The sequence below is a fragment of the Micromonospora citrea genome, assembly GCF_900090315.1.
GTDB lineage: Bacteria > Actinomycetota > Actinomycetes > Mycobacteriales > Micromonosporaceae > Micromonospora > Micromonospora citrea.
The window spans coordinates 3,454,898-3,468,400 of sequence record NZ_FMHZ01000002.1 but is presented as its reverse complement, the minus strand read 5'-3'; the positions used below and the strand labels follow the sequence as shown (position 1 = coordinate 3,468,400).

General features: G+C 74.9%; 10 protein-coding genes. 4 read left to right on the top strand and 6 right to left on the bottom strand.

All coding sequences use genetic code 11. The features are described 5' to 3' along the window. Window positions 1–86 precede the first annotated feature (86 nt). The 5 genes from GA0070606_RS15885 to GA0070606_RS15865 form a co-directional block, all read right to left on the bottom strand. A complete protein-coding gene (locus GA0070606_RS15885; RefSeq protein WP_091100310.1) occupies window positions 87–782 on the bottom strand; it encodes an ABC transporter ATP-binding protein in 696 nt (231 codons plus the stop codon). Continuing rightward, complete coding sequence (locus GA0070606_RS15880; protein WP_245724701.1) at window positions 779–1,897, bottom strand: peptidoglycan-binding protein; 1,119 nt, start codon at window positions 1,895–1,897, stop codon at window positions 779–781. The genes GA0070606_RS15885 and GA0070606_RS15880 overlap by 4 nt, the downstream gene beginning before the upstream one ends. Then, entirely contained in the window at window positions 1,894–2,514 is a 621-nt protein-coding gene (locus GA0070606_RS15875; protein ID WP_141721703.1) for a hypothetical protein, read from the bottom strand. Before GA0070606_RS15875 ends, GA0070606_RS15880 begins: the two co-directional genes overlap by 4 nt. 71 nt (window positions 2,515–2,585) lie before the next feature. Continuing rightward, entirely contained in the window at window positions 2,586–3,818 is a 1,233-nt protein-coding gene (locus tag GA0070606_RS15870) for a sialidase family protein (RefSeq protein WP_091100303.1), read from the bottom strand. Then, window positions 3,815–4,354 (bottom strand): SigE family RNA polymerase sigma factor, encoded by a 540-nt coding sequence (locus tag GA0070606_RS15865; protein WP_091100300.1) that lies wholly within the window; start codon window positions 4,352–4,354, stop codon window positions 3,815–3,817. Before GA0070606_RS15865 ends, GA0070606_RS15870 begins: the two co-directional genes overlap by 4 nt. Window positions 4,355–4,551: 197 nt before the next feature. Here GA0070606_RS15865 and GA0070606_RS15860 point away from each other — a divergent pair, with 197 nt between their 5' ends. The 4 genes from GA0070606_RS15860 (at window position 4,552) to GA0070606_RS15845 (ending at window position 11,410) form a co-directional block, all read left to right on the top strand. Then, the gene (locus GA0070606_RS15860) at window positions 4,552–5,472 is read left to right on the top strand and encodes a hydroxymethylglutaryl-CoA lyase (protein ID WP_091100297.1); all 921 of its coding nucleotides are present in this window, start codon (window positions 4,552–4,554) and stop codon (window positions 5,470–5,472) included. Between the two features lie 227 nt (window positions 5,473–5,699). Continuing rightward, complete coding sequence (locus GA0070606_RS15855; RefSeq protein ID WP_091100294.1) at window positions 5,700–7,232, top strand: acyl-CoA carboxylase subunit beta; 1,533 nt, start codon at window positions 5,700–5,702, stop codon at window positions 7,230–7,232. Window positions 7,233–7,339: 107 nt separating this feature from the next. Further along, on the top strand, window positions 7,340–8,494 hold the full coding sequence (locus GA0070606_RS15850) for an acyl-CoA dehydrogenase family protein (RefSeq protein ID WP_091100291.1): 1,155 nt from the start codon (window positions 7,340–7,342) through the stop codon (window positions 8,492–8,494). 249 nt (window positions 8,495–8,743) lie between these two features. Further along, the gene (locus GA0070606_RS15845; protein ID WP_091100288.1) at window positions 8,744–11,410 is read left to right on the top strand and encodes an ATP-binding protein; all 2,667 of its coding nucleotides are present in this window, start codon (window positions 8,744–8,746) and stop codon (window positions 11,408–11,410) included. A gap of 308 nt (window positions 11,411–11,718) precedes the next feature. On the opposite strand, the gene GA0070606_RS15840 is transcribed toward GA0070606_RS15845, so the two are convergent. Next, on the bottom strand, window positions 11,719–13,290 hold the full coding sequence (locus tag GA0070606_RS15840; protein WP_091100284.1) for a S8 family peptidase: 1,572 nt from the start codon (window positions 13,288–13,290) through the stop codon (window positions 11,719–11,721). Window positions 13,291–13,503 lie beyond the last annotated feature (213 nt).

Below are 13,503 nucleotides of genomic sequence, written 5' to 3'. Positions count from 1 at the left end.
GAGGGAGAGCCGTCCCGGACGCAGCCTCCCGGGCCCACCCGGTGCCGGCGGGGTGGTTCCGGACGGCGCCCCGCCGGAGCGCCCGGTCACGCCGTCGCCGCCGGTGTCCGGGCCGAATCGTGCACGACCTGACCGTCCCGCAGCACGACCTGGCGCGGCAGGCCGGCGGCGAGCTGCCGGTCGTGGGTGATGACCACGACGGTGGTGCCCTGCCCGTGCAGGCCGCGCAGCAGCGCCAGCACCGACGCGCCGGAGGCGGAGTCCAGGTTGCCGGTCGGCTCGTCGGCGAGCAGCACCGCCGGTTCGCCCACCACCGCCCGGGCGATCGCCACCCGCTGCCGCTCGCCGCCGGACAACTCGTGCGGCCGGTGGTCGAGCCGGTGGCCGAGACCGACCCGCCGCAACGCGGCCTCGGCGCGCCGCCGACGCCGCCGCAGCGGTACGCCCGCGTAGAGCAGCCCGTCGGCCACGTTGTCCAGCACCGGCATCCCGGCAGCCAGGTGGAACTGCTGGAACACGAACCCGATCCGGGTGCCGCGCAGAGCGGACAGCTCCCGGTCGGAGAGGGCCGAGACGTCGTTCCGGTCGATCCGTACCGAGCCGGACGACGGCCGGTCCAACGTGCCGATGAGGTGCAGCATGGTCGACTTGCCGGAGCCGGACGGACCGACGACGGCGACCAGCTCGCCGTACCCGATGCGCAGGTCGACCCCGCGCAGCGCCGCCACCCCGCCCGGGTACGTCCGGGAGACACCCGCCAGCTCGATGACGTACCCGCTCATCCGGGCACCCCCACCAGCAGCCCTTCGGCCAGTCCGTCGCCCTGCACCTCGACCCGTCCCTCGGCGAACAGCCCCGCCCGTACCGGCAGGACGCGGGTTCCGTCGGGGCCGGTGACCTCGACGCCGTAGCCGCCTTCCGCGAGAGCGAGCAGCGCGTCGACCGGCACGGTGAGCACCTGCTCGCGCTGCTGCGCGACATACCGGACGTCGACCGGCGCGTCGCTCAGCCCGCCCAGCGCCCGCTGGTCGGCGACGGCGATGGTGACCTCGACGGTGGCCGAGCCGGTGCCGGGCCGCTCCGAGTCGGCCGGTCCCTGTCCGTTCTGCGGCGCGGCCGGCGCGGCCACCGTCGTGACCTTTCCGGCGACCGAGACGCCGGTCGGCAGGGTCACGCTGACCTTGGTGCCCCTCTTCGCCCAGGTCGCCTCGCCGGCGCCGGCGGACACCGTCACGACCCGGGTGCTCCCGGTGTACGCCAGCACGGTGCTGGTCGCGCTCGCGCCGACGGGCACCAGTCGCCGGGAGACGCGGAGCGCGCCGGGAGCGTAGATCACCCGCTCCCGGTCCACCGTGCCGGTCTCCGGTGTGCCCAGGTCTTTCTGCCAGCGCCGGACCGCGTCGGCGGTGCTCGCGGAGAAGGTGTCGTCGACGGTGAACCCGCGGTAGCCGAGGGCGGCGAGATTGCGCTCGAACTGCCGCACGTCCGAGCCCCGCACGTCCGTGGCCAGCGGCCGGTACATCGGCAGGGCGCCGTACAGCAGCACCACCGGTTGCTCGTCGGCGCGCAGCAGGGCCTCGCCGCGCCGCACCGTGGCCCCCGTCTCGGGCAGCCAGGTCACCGTGCCGGCGGCCAGCGAGGCGAGCGGGGTGGCCGTGCCGTACCCGAGTTCGCCGGCCAGCGCCACGGACCGGACCAGGGTCTGCCGGGTGATCGGGGCGGTCGCGGAGGGTTTGGTGCGGGCCGGCGGCGGGGTGTCGCCGCGACCGCCCAGGCCGAGGGTCGCTGCGCCGGCCAGCGCGAGCGTCGCCAGCACCAGACCGGCGCCGGCCGCGGCCCGGAGCCGCCGTCGTGGTCGACGGCGGCTCATCTCGGTCGGCTCCATCGGTTCGCTCATCCGCGGCCGGTGGCGTTCGGGTCGGGCGTGGTCGGCGGTTGGCCGGTGAGCACCGGCTCGCAGATCTGGCCGGCCCGGTACTGGGCGGCCGCCTGCTGCTCGCTGACGGCGGGGCCGCCGTCCTTGCGGTCGTCCTGGGGCCAGTGGCCGTCGGGGCCCGGGTCGGGGAAGTCCGCGACCCCGTTCTCGCGCATGCAGCCGGCGTACGCCCGCCGGTGCCCGATCTCCTCCGCCGTCAGCGCCGGCGGCTTCTCCTCCAGTTCCTCCGGAACCGGCACCTGGTACTTCACGCAGGCCTTCTGGGCTTCCGCCCACTTCGGGTCACCCTTCTTCGGGCTTCCGGGCGCCCGCAGGTCGACCCGGCCCTGGGCGTCCGGGTCCGGCATTTGGAAGCCCCGCTCGCGCAGGCAGGTGACCCACTGACGCTGCGCCTCCACGTACTGGGCCACGACGCCCGAGGCGGCCGACGCAGACGGCTGGACGCCCTGACCGCCGGCGGTGGCGACGGCCGGTGGCTGGTCCTCGGCGCCACAGGCGGCGAGCGCGACGACCAACGTGGTGGCGCCGAGGCCGACGAACCAGGAGCGTAGGTGGCGAGGTGTCCTGGAGCGGATCACGATATTTCCCATCTTTTCGGAGGTGGACAGGGCGCGACTGATCGCCGATCGCCCTCTACGGGGGTGCGCTGCTAGCGGTGGGTCACCGGCGACCAGCGCCAGCCGTCGGTGGAGCCGTACAGGGTGCCGCTGGCGCGGTCGGGGGCGTAGAACCAGCCGTCCGGCGCGCGGCGGACGGCTTCGGCGCTCTTCGGCAGGCCGTCGAGTTCGGCGGCCCGGTACGCGCCGCCGTCCCGCGCCCAGTAGCGGCGCACGTCGCCGTCCCTCCCGTTCAGCAGTTGGGTGAGTACGTGGGTGCCGTCGGCGGTCACGAAGGAGCCGGTTCCGGCCAGTCCGTCCGGCAGGCCGGCGGTGGTGAGTCGCTGCCAGCGCGTGCCGTCGGCCCGGTAGACGGTCCGTACGCCGTCGCCGGAGACCACCGCGTAGGCCGTCGTCCCGGTCACGGCCAGCGACGGCGGCTCGCACGTCTGCCCCGGGCAGGCCGGCGCGTCGGCGAAGACGTGCGTGGACCAGGTGCGGCCGGCGTCGGCGCTCGTCGAGACGGCGGGCTTGCGGGTCGTCGGGTCGGTGCCCGCGACCCGGAGCCGACCCGCCGACTCCTCGATCCGTAGCTCGTCGGTCCGCCTGTTCGTCGGCGGCTGCGAGGCCAGCGCCCCCACCCCGCCGGTCGTCGGGTCCACCGCGTACAGGACGCACGGCTGGTCGGCCCGAGCGGACCAGCAGATGGCCACGCCGCCGTCCGGGACGGCTTCGGCCGTGCCGGTGAACGGGGCGGCGGCCCAGGTGCGACCGCCGTCGAGGCTGGCCAGCAGGGCCGGTTCGGCGGCGGACCGCGCGTCGGGTGCGGTCGTGATCAGGGTGTCGGGGCCGACGACCGTCAGCGCGTCGAGGGCGACCGGCGTGCCCCGGTCGCTCCAGGTACGGCCGCCGTCGGTGGAGCGGACCACGGCGGCGGTCTGCTTCTGGCACGGTTCGTCGGCGCAGTTCGACAGCGCGAGGTAGAGGTGGTGCCGGTCGGCGGCACCGGCCCACCGGATCCGGCTTCCGTACGCCGGCTCGGGATTCCCGGTCGGGGTGGCCGGGCCGGCGACCGGCGGGCCGGCGACCGGCGGAGGCGCCGCCGCCGGCAGGTTCACGGCGGCGACGGTGACCAGGGTGAGGACGGCGGCCCCGGCGACGGTCGTCGCGGCGCGTCGCCGGCGGTGCCGGCGACGGCCGGCGTCGTACAGTTCGTCCGCCGTCAGTCGGCCCGGCCGCGCCGGCGATTCCGCTGCATCCTCGAAAAGTTCACGCAGCCCGGTCATGTCCTTCCCTCCATGGCACTGGCGAGGCTGGGAACGGCGTCGCCGAGAAGTTGGCGGAGCGTCGCCAGCCCGCGTGCCGTCTGGCTCTTGACCGTGCCCTCGGAACACTTCAGCGCGGCGGCCGTCTCGGCCACGTCGAGCCCCTGGTAGAACCGGCAGATCAGGGTCAGGCGCTGGCGCGGTGGCACCTGGCTCAGCGCCTGCGCGAAGGCCACCCGGCGGGCGGTCGCCTCGGCGTCGTCGTCGGCGCCGGCCACGTCGGGCGGCTCGGCGACGGTGCGCTCGCGGCGTCGCCACACCCGCCGGGTCTCCGACAGGTACGCCCGGATCAGGCACGTGCGCAGGTAGGCGTCCACCGCCTGCGGATCGCGGATCCGGTGCCAGTTCTCGGCGAGCCGGATGAATGCGGCCTGCGTCAGATCGTCGGCCCAGTGCCAGTCGCCGCACATCAGGTAGGCGGTACGCCGCACCAGCTCACGCCGGGCCGCGAAGTACTCGCTGAACCGGCGTCGCTTCTCGTCCTCGTCGCGTCGCATCCCGCTCCCTTCACCGGTAGGTGCGCAGCGCCGGGCCGACCGGTTGCACGGGCGGGCGAGGTATTTTCGGCGATCACCGCCGACGGCAGGTCCTCGGTGGCCCGGGCGCGTGCGGGACGCCACCTCGCGGGGGACGGCGTGCGGATGGGAGGCTGGGAGGACCAGCACGTACGACCGTCACAGTGAGGTGACCCCTTATGGCGGAACTGCCAGGCTTCGTGTCGATCCGGGAGGTCGGGCCGCGCGACGGGCTCCAGAACGAGGAGCCGATCCCGACCGACGCCAAGGTGCGGCTGCTCGACGCGCTCTCCGGCACCGGGGTGAAGCGGATCGAGGCCGTGTCGTTCGTGCACCCGAAGGCGATCCCGCAGATGGCCGACGCCGACGAGGTGTGGCAGCGGGCCACCAGGGCCGACGGCGTGCGCTACTCGGCGCTGGTGCCGAACACCCGGGGCGCCCAGCGGGCCCTGGCCGCCGGGTTCACCGAGATCGAGGTGGTGGTCTCGGCCAGCGACACGCACAACCGGCGCAACGTCAACCGCTCCACGGAGGAGTCGCTCGACGACATCGCCGAGCTGATCGACCTGCTGCACGGCGCCGGCGCGCAGGCCGAGGTGATCATCGCGACCAGCTTCGGCTGCCCGTACGAGGGGGACACCGACCCGGCCCGGGTGGCCGCCATCGTGGACCGGGTCGTCCGCGACGGCGCCGACCGGGTGGCCTTCGGCGACACCACGGGGATGGGTACGCCCCGCCGCGTCCGTGACCTGCTGACCGCCGTACGCGACCGCAACGCCCACGTCCCGGTGCTGCTGCACTTCCACAACACCCGGGGCACCGCGCTGGCGAACATGCTGACCGCGCTGGAGCTGGGCGTCACCGAGTTCGACGCCAGCGTCGGCGGCCTCGGCGGCTGCCCGTACGCGCCGGGGGCCAGCGGGAACCTGGCCACCGAGGAGGCGGTGCACATGCTGCACGACATGGGCGTCGACACCGGCATCGACCTGGACGCCCTGGTCGAGGTGGCCGAGCTGGCCGAGCGGCTGGTCGGCCGCCAGCTCCCCTCCGGCGTCCTCCGCGCCGGCCCCCGCACCCGCCTCACCCCCCACCCCGCCTGACGGCCCCCCGTCGCCCCCGCCCACCCCTCGGCGATCATGCGGTTGCCGCCCCGGCAAACGGCATCAATGCCGCAGATCGAGGGCCGGAAGTGCAAGATCGCGAACGGGGTGGGCGGGTGGGGGGTCGCGGGTCGCCGACCGTCCCGCGGATGCGCTAGCCTAACGATCGTTCAGGTCGGTCGGTCCGCCCACGAGGCGGCCGGCCCCAGTTCGGCGAGGGAGTCGGCGTGACGCTCGACGGTGAGGCTCTGGAGCAGCTGCGCAAGCGGGCCCGGGCCGGCGGTGCGGACAAGTACCACGCGGCGAACGCCGCCAAGGGCAAGCTCTTCGCCCGGGAGCGGGTCGCGCTCCTGGTCGACGAGGGCTCCTTCGTCGAGGACGGCCTCTACGCCAACGCGATGGCCGAGGGCCTCCCGGCCGACGGCGTCGTCACCGGCACCGCGACCATCGACGGCCGCCCGGTCTGCCTGATGGCGAACGACTCCACGGTCAAGGCCGGCAGCTGGGGCGCCCGCACCGTCGAGAAGATCATCAGGATCATCGAGCGGGCCTACTCGACGAGCGTGCCGATGGTCTACCTGGTCGACTCGGCCGGCGCCCGGATCACCGACCAGGTCGACCTCTTCCCCGGCCGCCGCGGCGCCGGCAAGATCTTCTGGAACCAGGTCCGCGCCTCCGGCTCGATCCCGCAGGTCTGCGCGCTGTTCGGGCCGAGCGCGGCCGGCGGGGCCTACATTCCGGCGTTCTGCGACGTGGTCGCGATGGTCGACGGCAACGCCAGCATGTACCTCGGCTCCGACCGGATGGTCGAGATGGTCACCGGCGAGAAGACCACGCTGGAGGCGATGGGCGGGGCCAAGGTGCACTGCGCCGAGTCGGGTGTCGGGCACTTCCTCTGCAAGACCGAGGCCGACGCCCTCGACGTGGTGAAGCGCTACCTGTCCTACCTCCCGACCAACTGGACGCAGACGCCGCCGGCCGCGCCCGCCGTCGCGGCGCCCGAGAAGGCCGACCTCGCCGCGCTGGTGCCGGCGAGCGAGCGGCAGGCGTTCGACATGCGGCGGTACGTCAAGGGCCTGCTCGACGACGGCTCCTTCTTCGAGATCCAGGCGCTCTGGGCCAAGGAGCTGACCATCGGCTTCGGCCGGCTGAACGGCGAGGTCGTCGGCGTGGTCGGCAACAACTCGATGTTCAAGGGCGGCGTGCTCTTCGTCGACTCGGCCGACAAGGCGACCCGCTTCGTGCAGCTCTGCGACGCGTTCAACGTGCCGCTGCTGTTCCTCTCCGACGTGCCCGGGTTCATGGTCGGCAGCGCGGTGGAGAAGCAGGGCATCATCCGGCACGGCGCCAAGATGATCACCGCGATCTCCGAGGCGACCGTGCCGAAGATCTGCGTCGTGGTCCGCAAGGCGTACGGTGCCGGCCTCTACGCGATGGCGGGCCCGGGCTTCGAGCCGGACGCCACCATCGCGCTGCCCACCGCCAAGATCGCGGTGATGGGCGCCGAGGCGGCGGTCAACGCCGTCTACGCGAACAAGATCGCGGCGATCGAGGACGAGGCCGAGCGGGCCGCGTTCGTCACCGCGAAGCGCGAGGAGTACGAGCGCGACATCGACGTCGTCCGGCTCGCCAGCGAGCTGGTGGTCGACGCGATCGTCGAGCCGCACGAGCTGCGCGCCGAGCTGGTCCGGCGGTTCGCCGCCGCCCGCACCAAGGAGCGGCACTTCTCCCGGCGCCGGCACGGCGTCACCCCGGTCTGATCCCGCCGCCGGCCCACCCGGCCGGCCCGGGCCCGCACCGCGCACCAGCGACCCGTCCGTTTCCGGCGTCACGAGCGCCCGGCGGCCCATCCACACAGGAGGATTCCATGGACTTCCGGCTCACCGAGGAGCAAGAGGCGCTCCGGGAGAGCGTGCGCGAGTTCGCGCGCGAGGTGGTCGCCCCGGTCATCGCGGAGCACTACGAGAAGCACACCTTCCCGTACGAGGTGATCCGGCAGATGGGCAAGATGGGCCTGTTCGGCCTGCCCTTCGCCGAGGAGCACGGCGGCATGGGCGGCGACTACTTCGCGCTCTGCCTGGCGCTGGAGGAGCTGGCCCGGGTCGACTCCAGCGTGGCGATCACCCTGGAGGCGGCGGTTTCGCTGGGCGCGATGCCGATCTACCGCTTCGGCACCGAGGAGCAGAAGGCGCAGTGGCTGCCCAAGCTGCTCAGCGGCGAGGCGCTGGCCGGCTTCGGGCTGACCGAGCCGGGCACCGGCTCGGACGCCGGCGGCACCCAGACCCGCGCCGTGCTCGACGAGTCCACGGGCGAGTGGGTGATCAACGGCTCGAAGGCGTTCATCACCAACTCCGGCACCGACATCACCGCGCTGGTCACCGTCACGGCGGTCACCGGCACCCGCCCGGACGGCACCAAGGAGCTGTCCACCATCATCGTGCCCTCCGGCACGCCGGGCTTCACCGTCGCGCCGGGCTACTCCAAGGTCGGCTGGAACGCCTCGGACACCCACGAGCTGACCTTCGACGACTGCCGGGTGCCGGCGGCCAACCTGCTCGGCGAGCGCGGCCGGGGCTTCGCCCAGTTCCTGCGCATCCTCGACGAGGGCCGGATCGCCATCGCCGCGCTCGCCGTCGGCCTGGCCCAGGGCTGCGTCGACGAGTCGATCAGATACGCGAAGGACCGCCAGGCGTTCGGTCAGCCGATCGGCAGCTACCAGGCGATCCAGTTCAAGATCGCCGACATGGAGATGAAGGCGCACACCGCCCGACTGGCCTACTACGACGCCGCCGCGCGGATGCTCGCCGGCGAGCCGTTCAAGCGGCAGGCCGCCATCGCCAAGCTGCACGCCAGCACCATCGCGGTGGACAACGCCCGCGAGGCGACCCAGATCCACGGCGGCTACGGCTTCATGAACGAGTACCCGGTGGCCCGCTTCTGGCGCGACTCCAAGATCCTGGAGATCGGCGAGGGCACCTCCGAGGTGCAGCGCATGATCATCGCGCGCGACCTGGGCATGTGACGGCGTCGGTCCGGTGGCGTCGGGCAACCGATCCCGCCGCCGGACCCGGTCCCGGCCCCGCGTCGCCGTCCGCGCCACCTTCCTCCGGATCCGTCGTCCCGGATCCGTCGTCCCGGATCCGTCGTCCGGGTCCCGGGCGGGGCGGTCGCCCGGGTCCCGGGCGGGGCCGCTGTCGGATATCCGCACCCACCGTCGGCAGGGCGACGCTCGACTGCCGTCGGTCGCACCCCTTCCGTACTCTTCCTGCCCATGACTCCGGATCATGATCGTTCGCGGCATCCGGGCGGTCGTACCGGCTTGCCGGAGCTGTTGCGCGGGCACCGGCTCGCCGCCGGCCTCACCCAGGCCGAGCTGGCGTCGCGGGCCGGCGTCGGCGTCCGGACCGTCCGCGACCTGGAGCGGGGTCGGTCGTCCCGGCCCCAGCGCACCACCGTCGAGCTGCTCGCCGGCGCGCTGGGCCTGACCGGGGCGGCCCGGTCGGCGTTCCTCGCCGCCGCCCGGGGGTCGGTCCCGGCCGCCGCGCCGGTCGCCCCGGCCGGCGGGCCGCCGGCCCCGCTCGACGCCGACCACCACGTCGGTACGCCCATCGCGCTCCCGCCCCCGGTCGCGCTGATCGGCCGGGATCCCGACCTGGCCGAGCTGGCCGGGCTGCTCACCGACGGGCGCGGCCCCCGGCTGGTGAGCCTGGTCGGGTTGGCCGGCGTCGGCAAGACCGCGCTGGCCCTCTCGGTGGCCCACGCGGTCGCCGGCCGGCACCCCGGCGGGGTCGTCGGCGTGCTCGTCGGCGAGGGCTCCGACGCCGCCGACGTGCTCGCGGCCTCGGTGGCCGTCTTCGGCGTCGCCCGGCTGCCCGAGCTGGCCGTGCGGCTGGCCGGCCGGCCGGCGCTGCTGCTCGTCGACGCGGCCGAGCGGGCGCCCGACGCGGTCGCCGACACGGTGCGCCGCCTGGCCGGAGCGGTGCCGTCGCTGCGGGTCCTGGTCACCGGTCGGCACCCGGTCGGCCTGCCCGGGGAGCGGGTCTGGCCGGTCTGCCCGCTCGACGTGCCACCGCCGGGAAGCGGGCTGGCCGGCCCGTCGGGGCCCGCCGACCACCCCGCGGTCGCGCTCTTCACCGCCCGGCTCGCCCAGGTCCGCCGGGAGCCGCCCGGCCCGGCCGAGCTGCCCGCCCTGACCGCGTTGGTACGCCGCCTGGGCGGGCTGCCGCTGGCCATCGAGCTGATCGCGGCCCGGGGCCGGATCCTCGACCTCAACGAGCTGCTCGACCGGTACGGAGATCGCGTCCTCGATCTGGACACCTCGTCGGGGGCGGCCGAGCGCCCGGGTTGGGACACGACCGACCCGGGCCGTCCGGAGGCTTCCCGCGCGGCGGTGGCCGAGACGCTGCGGGACGCGGTGGCCACCAGCTACCGCCTTCTCGCCCCCGACGAGCGGGCCGCGCTGCGCCGGCTCGCCGCGTTCGGCAACCGCTGGTCGGTGGAGCTGGCCGAGGAGATGCTCGCCGACGACGCCGACCGGGACGGCACGGTCGTGGTGGACCCGGTCCCGCTGCTGGACCGGCTCCTGGAGCTGGGCCTGCTGAGCGTGCGCGGCACCGGTCCGTTCCGGTTCCGCCTGCTCGACGCCGTACGGGACTTCGCCGTCGAGCAGGCGACCGGCGCCGGCGAGCTGACCGCGATCCGTCGCCGGCACGCCCGCGTCGTCGCCGGCCTGGTGGCGCGGACCGCGACGGAGCTGGTCGGCGCCAACCTGCCGGCCGCGGTGCACCGCCTCGACGAGGTGAGCGGCGACATCAGCTCGGCGCTGGCGCACGCAGCCGTCGACGACCCGTCGACCGCGCTGCTGTTGGCGGCCTCGCTGTCCCGGTGGTGGCGGTTCCGGGGGCGGGACGTTCCCGGGCGGCAGTGGCTGCGCCGGCTGCTGGCCGACCCGCGTACCGCCGACGCCGACCCGGTGCTGCGGGCCTGGGCGTCCCTGGGGGTGGCGCGGCTCGCCGCCGAGCACGGCGCCGGGGCCGAGGAGGTGCCGGCGGCGCGGGCGGCGCTGGCCGCGTTCCGGGAAGCCGGCGACGTCGCGGGCGAGTTGGAGGCCCGTGCCGTGCTCTGCGGCCTGCTGGTCGCCCTCGGTGAGCACGGCGAGGCGCGGGAGCAGGCCGAGGCGGTGCTCGCGCTGGCCAGCCGGAGCGGCCGGATCCGGGACATGGCGGTGGCGCAGAACAACCTCGCCTGGCACGACATCAGGGTCGGCGACCTGGTGGCCGCCCGTCGCCGCCTGGCCGCGGTCGACCGGCTCGCCGCGCAGTGCGGGGAGCAGCGGCTGCGGCTGCTCGCCCGTGCCAACCTCGCGGAGGTGTCCCGCCTGGAGGGCCGGTACGCCGAAGCCGTCGAGCAGGGCCGCCGGGTGCTGGCGGCGCTGACGGACCTCGGCGACCCCGGTCACCGGCGGCGGGTGCTCGGCACGGTCGGCCTGGCGCTGGCGCGGGACGGACGGTCCGCCGAGGCGGCCGGGGTGCTGGCCGAGCTGCGGCCCGACCCGCCGTCGCCGCCTTCGGGGGAGGACGGGTGGCCCCAGGGTGCCCGCTGGCAGTCGGCGCCCGGCGACGGCATCTGCGCCCTGATCGAGGGGAACCTGGCCCTGCACCGGGGCGATCGCGAACTGGCGGCGGAGTGGTTCGCCGCTGCCGCCGAGGCCGGCGCCGAGGGGCAGGATCGGCGCGACGTGGTGGAGGCGCTGGTGGGGCTGGCCGCCAGCACGGCCGACCCCGCCGTCCTGGACCGGCTCGACCGGTTCCGCCTGCGCAGCGGCATCCGGTTGCTGCCGAGCGAGGAGGAGTTGCTCCACGTCCTGACGACGGCCCGGATCAGCGGCAGTCGCGCGCCGGAACGGACCGCTGGTCGCGCCGGGGACGGGAGCGGGTGAGCGCTCCGGGCGCGTGGGTGCCCGGCTGGCCGTGCCAGGGGCGGGAGTGGGTGTCTCGCTGAGCGTGCCGGGGGTGGCGCGGGCGACGATCCCCTCTTGCTACCCCTCGCTCGTCGCCCGCGCCGTCACCCCCCGGTGCGTCCCCACTGCCGGAAGACTAGCCACCGCCCGCTCGTGCCTCCGTCCGGTTTGATCGACTATCTCCCCGTGGGCGCGGCAGTTCTGCCGCTCTTTCTGCCGGTGCTCCGAGCGTGGGCGACGCGGACCGCCCGGCCGTGACGGGCCGGGCGGTCCACCGTTCCAGCAGGTCAGGCGCAGCGTTCGAACGGGCTGTCGTAGGCGATTCCGCTGGTCGACCCGCCCCACTTGATGCACTTGCCGCCGGCCGCGGCCCGCACCGGCCCGGCGTAGTAGGAGAACGCGCCGCTGTCGGTGCGCCGCGCGGAGCCCTGCACCTCCAGGTACGCCGCGACCTCGGTCGCGGTGCCCAGCGACGTGGCCTTCATGGTGACCACGCAGTGGTTCGCGTTGCTGCTGTTGTGGAGCAGGTAGACCCGGCCCCGGAGGCTGCCGGCGCTGGTGGCCAGCGGCCGGGAGGCGAGCACCCGGTAGCCGCTGCCGCACGCCTCGACCGGGGTGTACGGGTTGCGCAGCGCCCCGTCGACCCGCAGCAGCAGGTTCGGTGAGCCGGTGCCGGCGCTGGTCACCACCCCGGAGGTGGCCCCGGCGACCAGGCGGCTGCGCACCTGGGCCGGCGTGAACGTGGGGTTCTCCGCGAGGATCAGGGCCGCCGCGCCGGCGACGTGCGGGGCGGCCATCGAGGTGCCGTTCATGGTGGCGCTGGCCGTGTCGCTGGCGCGGCCGGCCGAGACGATGGCGTTCCCGGGCGCGAACAGGTCCAGGCAGGTGCCGTAGTTGGAGAAGGCGGCGCGGGCGTCGGTGCTGGTGGTGGCGCCGACCGTGATCGCCTCCGGCACGCGGGCCGGCGACTGCGCGCAGGCGTCGGTGGTGGCGTTGCCGCCGGAGACCGCGTACGTCACGCCCGAGGCGATCGAGCGGGCGACGGCGGCGTCCACGGTGGTGCTGCCGCTGCGGAAACCGATGCTCATGTTCGCCACCGCGGGCTTGACCGCGTTGGCGGTCACCCAGTCCACCCCGGCGAGCGTGTCGGCCGTCGTGGTGGTGTTGTCGCAGTTGAGCACCCGTACCGAGACGAGCCGGACGCTCTTGGCGACCCCGTAGGTCTTGCCGCCGACCGTGCCCGCCACGTGCGTGCCGTGCCCCTGACAGTCGGTTCCGGTGCCGTCCACCGCGTCGAAGCCGCTGCTCGCCCGGCCGCCGAAGTCGGCGTGCGTGGTCCGGATGCCGCTGTCGATGACGTACGCGTGCACCGTGCCGGCCTTGTTGGGATAGGTGTAGACCCCGTCGGCCGGGCGGGACGGCTCGTCGATCCGGTCCAGCCCCCACGACGGGGGGCCGGCCTGCGTCCCGCCCGTCCCGACGCCCCGCTGGTTCTGCTCGACGTACGCCACCGAGGGGTCGGCCGCCAGGCGTCGGGCCGCCGCCTCCGACAGCTTCGTCTCGAACCCGGTCAGCCCGGCCGAGTAGGTCCGGCCCACGGTGCCGGCGTGACCGCGTACCAGCTCGCGCGCCCTGTCGGCCACCATCCGCTTCCGGTCACCGGCGTCGGCGGCGCCGAACGCGGAGTCCCTGAGCACCACGATGTAGCTTCCCGGCACCGCGTCGGGGGCGCCGGCCAGCCGGATCTCGCCGGTGACAGGTGCCGCCACCGCCGGTGCGCCGACGGCGGTGACCGCCGCGGTGGCGGCGAGCAGGCCGAGCGCCCGCCAACGGCGGCTGTTGATGTACGGAAGTCCCATTTTCCCGCTTCCTGTTGATGCGATCGCATCCGCCGCCCGGGATTCCCGCCGACGGCGGATGGGGGGAGCCGCCGTCGCTGCACAGTGGACGATCCGGCTCCGGGAATCGATCTTGCCGGCTCCCGGGTGATCCGTCCACCCGGTACCCGATCGTGCTCCGAGGGTGCCGGGGCGCGACGGCGCGCGTCACCCGTGCCGGCGCTCTGGTGCCTG

Bases quoted from the DNA above. Each gene is read 5' to 3' on its own strand.
- GA0070606_RS15845 (WP_091100288.1), top strand. From the start codon at position 8,744: ATGACTCCGGATCATGATCGTTCGCGGCATCCGGGCGGTCGTACCGGC.
- GA0070606_RS15865 (WP_091100300.1), bottom strand. From the start codon at position 4,354: ATGCGACGCGACGAGGACGAGAAGCGACGCCGGTTCAGCGAGTACTTC.
- GA0070606_RS15850 (WP_091100291.1), top strand. From the start codon at position 7,340: ATGGACTTCCGGCTCACCGAGGAGCAAGAGGCGCTCCGGGAGAGCGTG.
- GA0070606_RS15880 (WP_245724701.1), bottom strand. From the start codon at position 1,897: ATGAGCGAACCGATGGAGCCGACCGAGATGAGCCGCCGTCGACCACGA.
- GA0070606_RS15840 (WP_091100284.1), bottom strand. From the start codon at position 13,290: ATGGGACTTCCGTACATCAACAGCCGCCGTTGGCGGGCGCTCGGCCTG.
- GA0070606_RS15860 (WP_091100297.1), top strand. From the start codon at position 4,552: ATGGCGGAACTGCCAGGCTTCGTGTCGATCCGGGAGGTCGGGCCGCGC.
- GA0070606_RS15870 (WP_091100303.1), bottom strand. From the start codon at position 3,818: ATGACCGGGCTGCGTGAACTTTTCGAGGATGCAGCGGAATCGCCGGCG.
- GA0070606_RS15885 (WP_091100310.1), bottom strand. From the start codon at position 782: ATGAGCGGGTACGTCATCGAGCTGGCGGGTGTCTCCCGGACGTACCCG.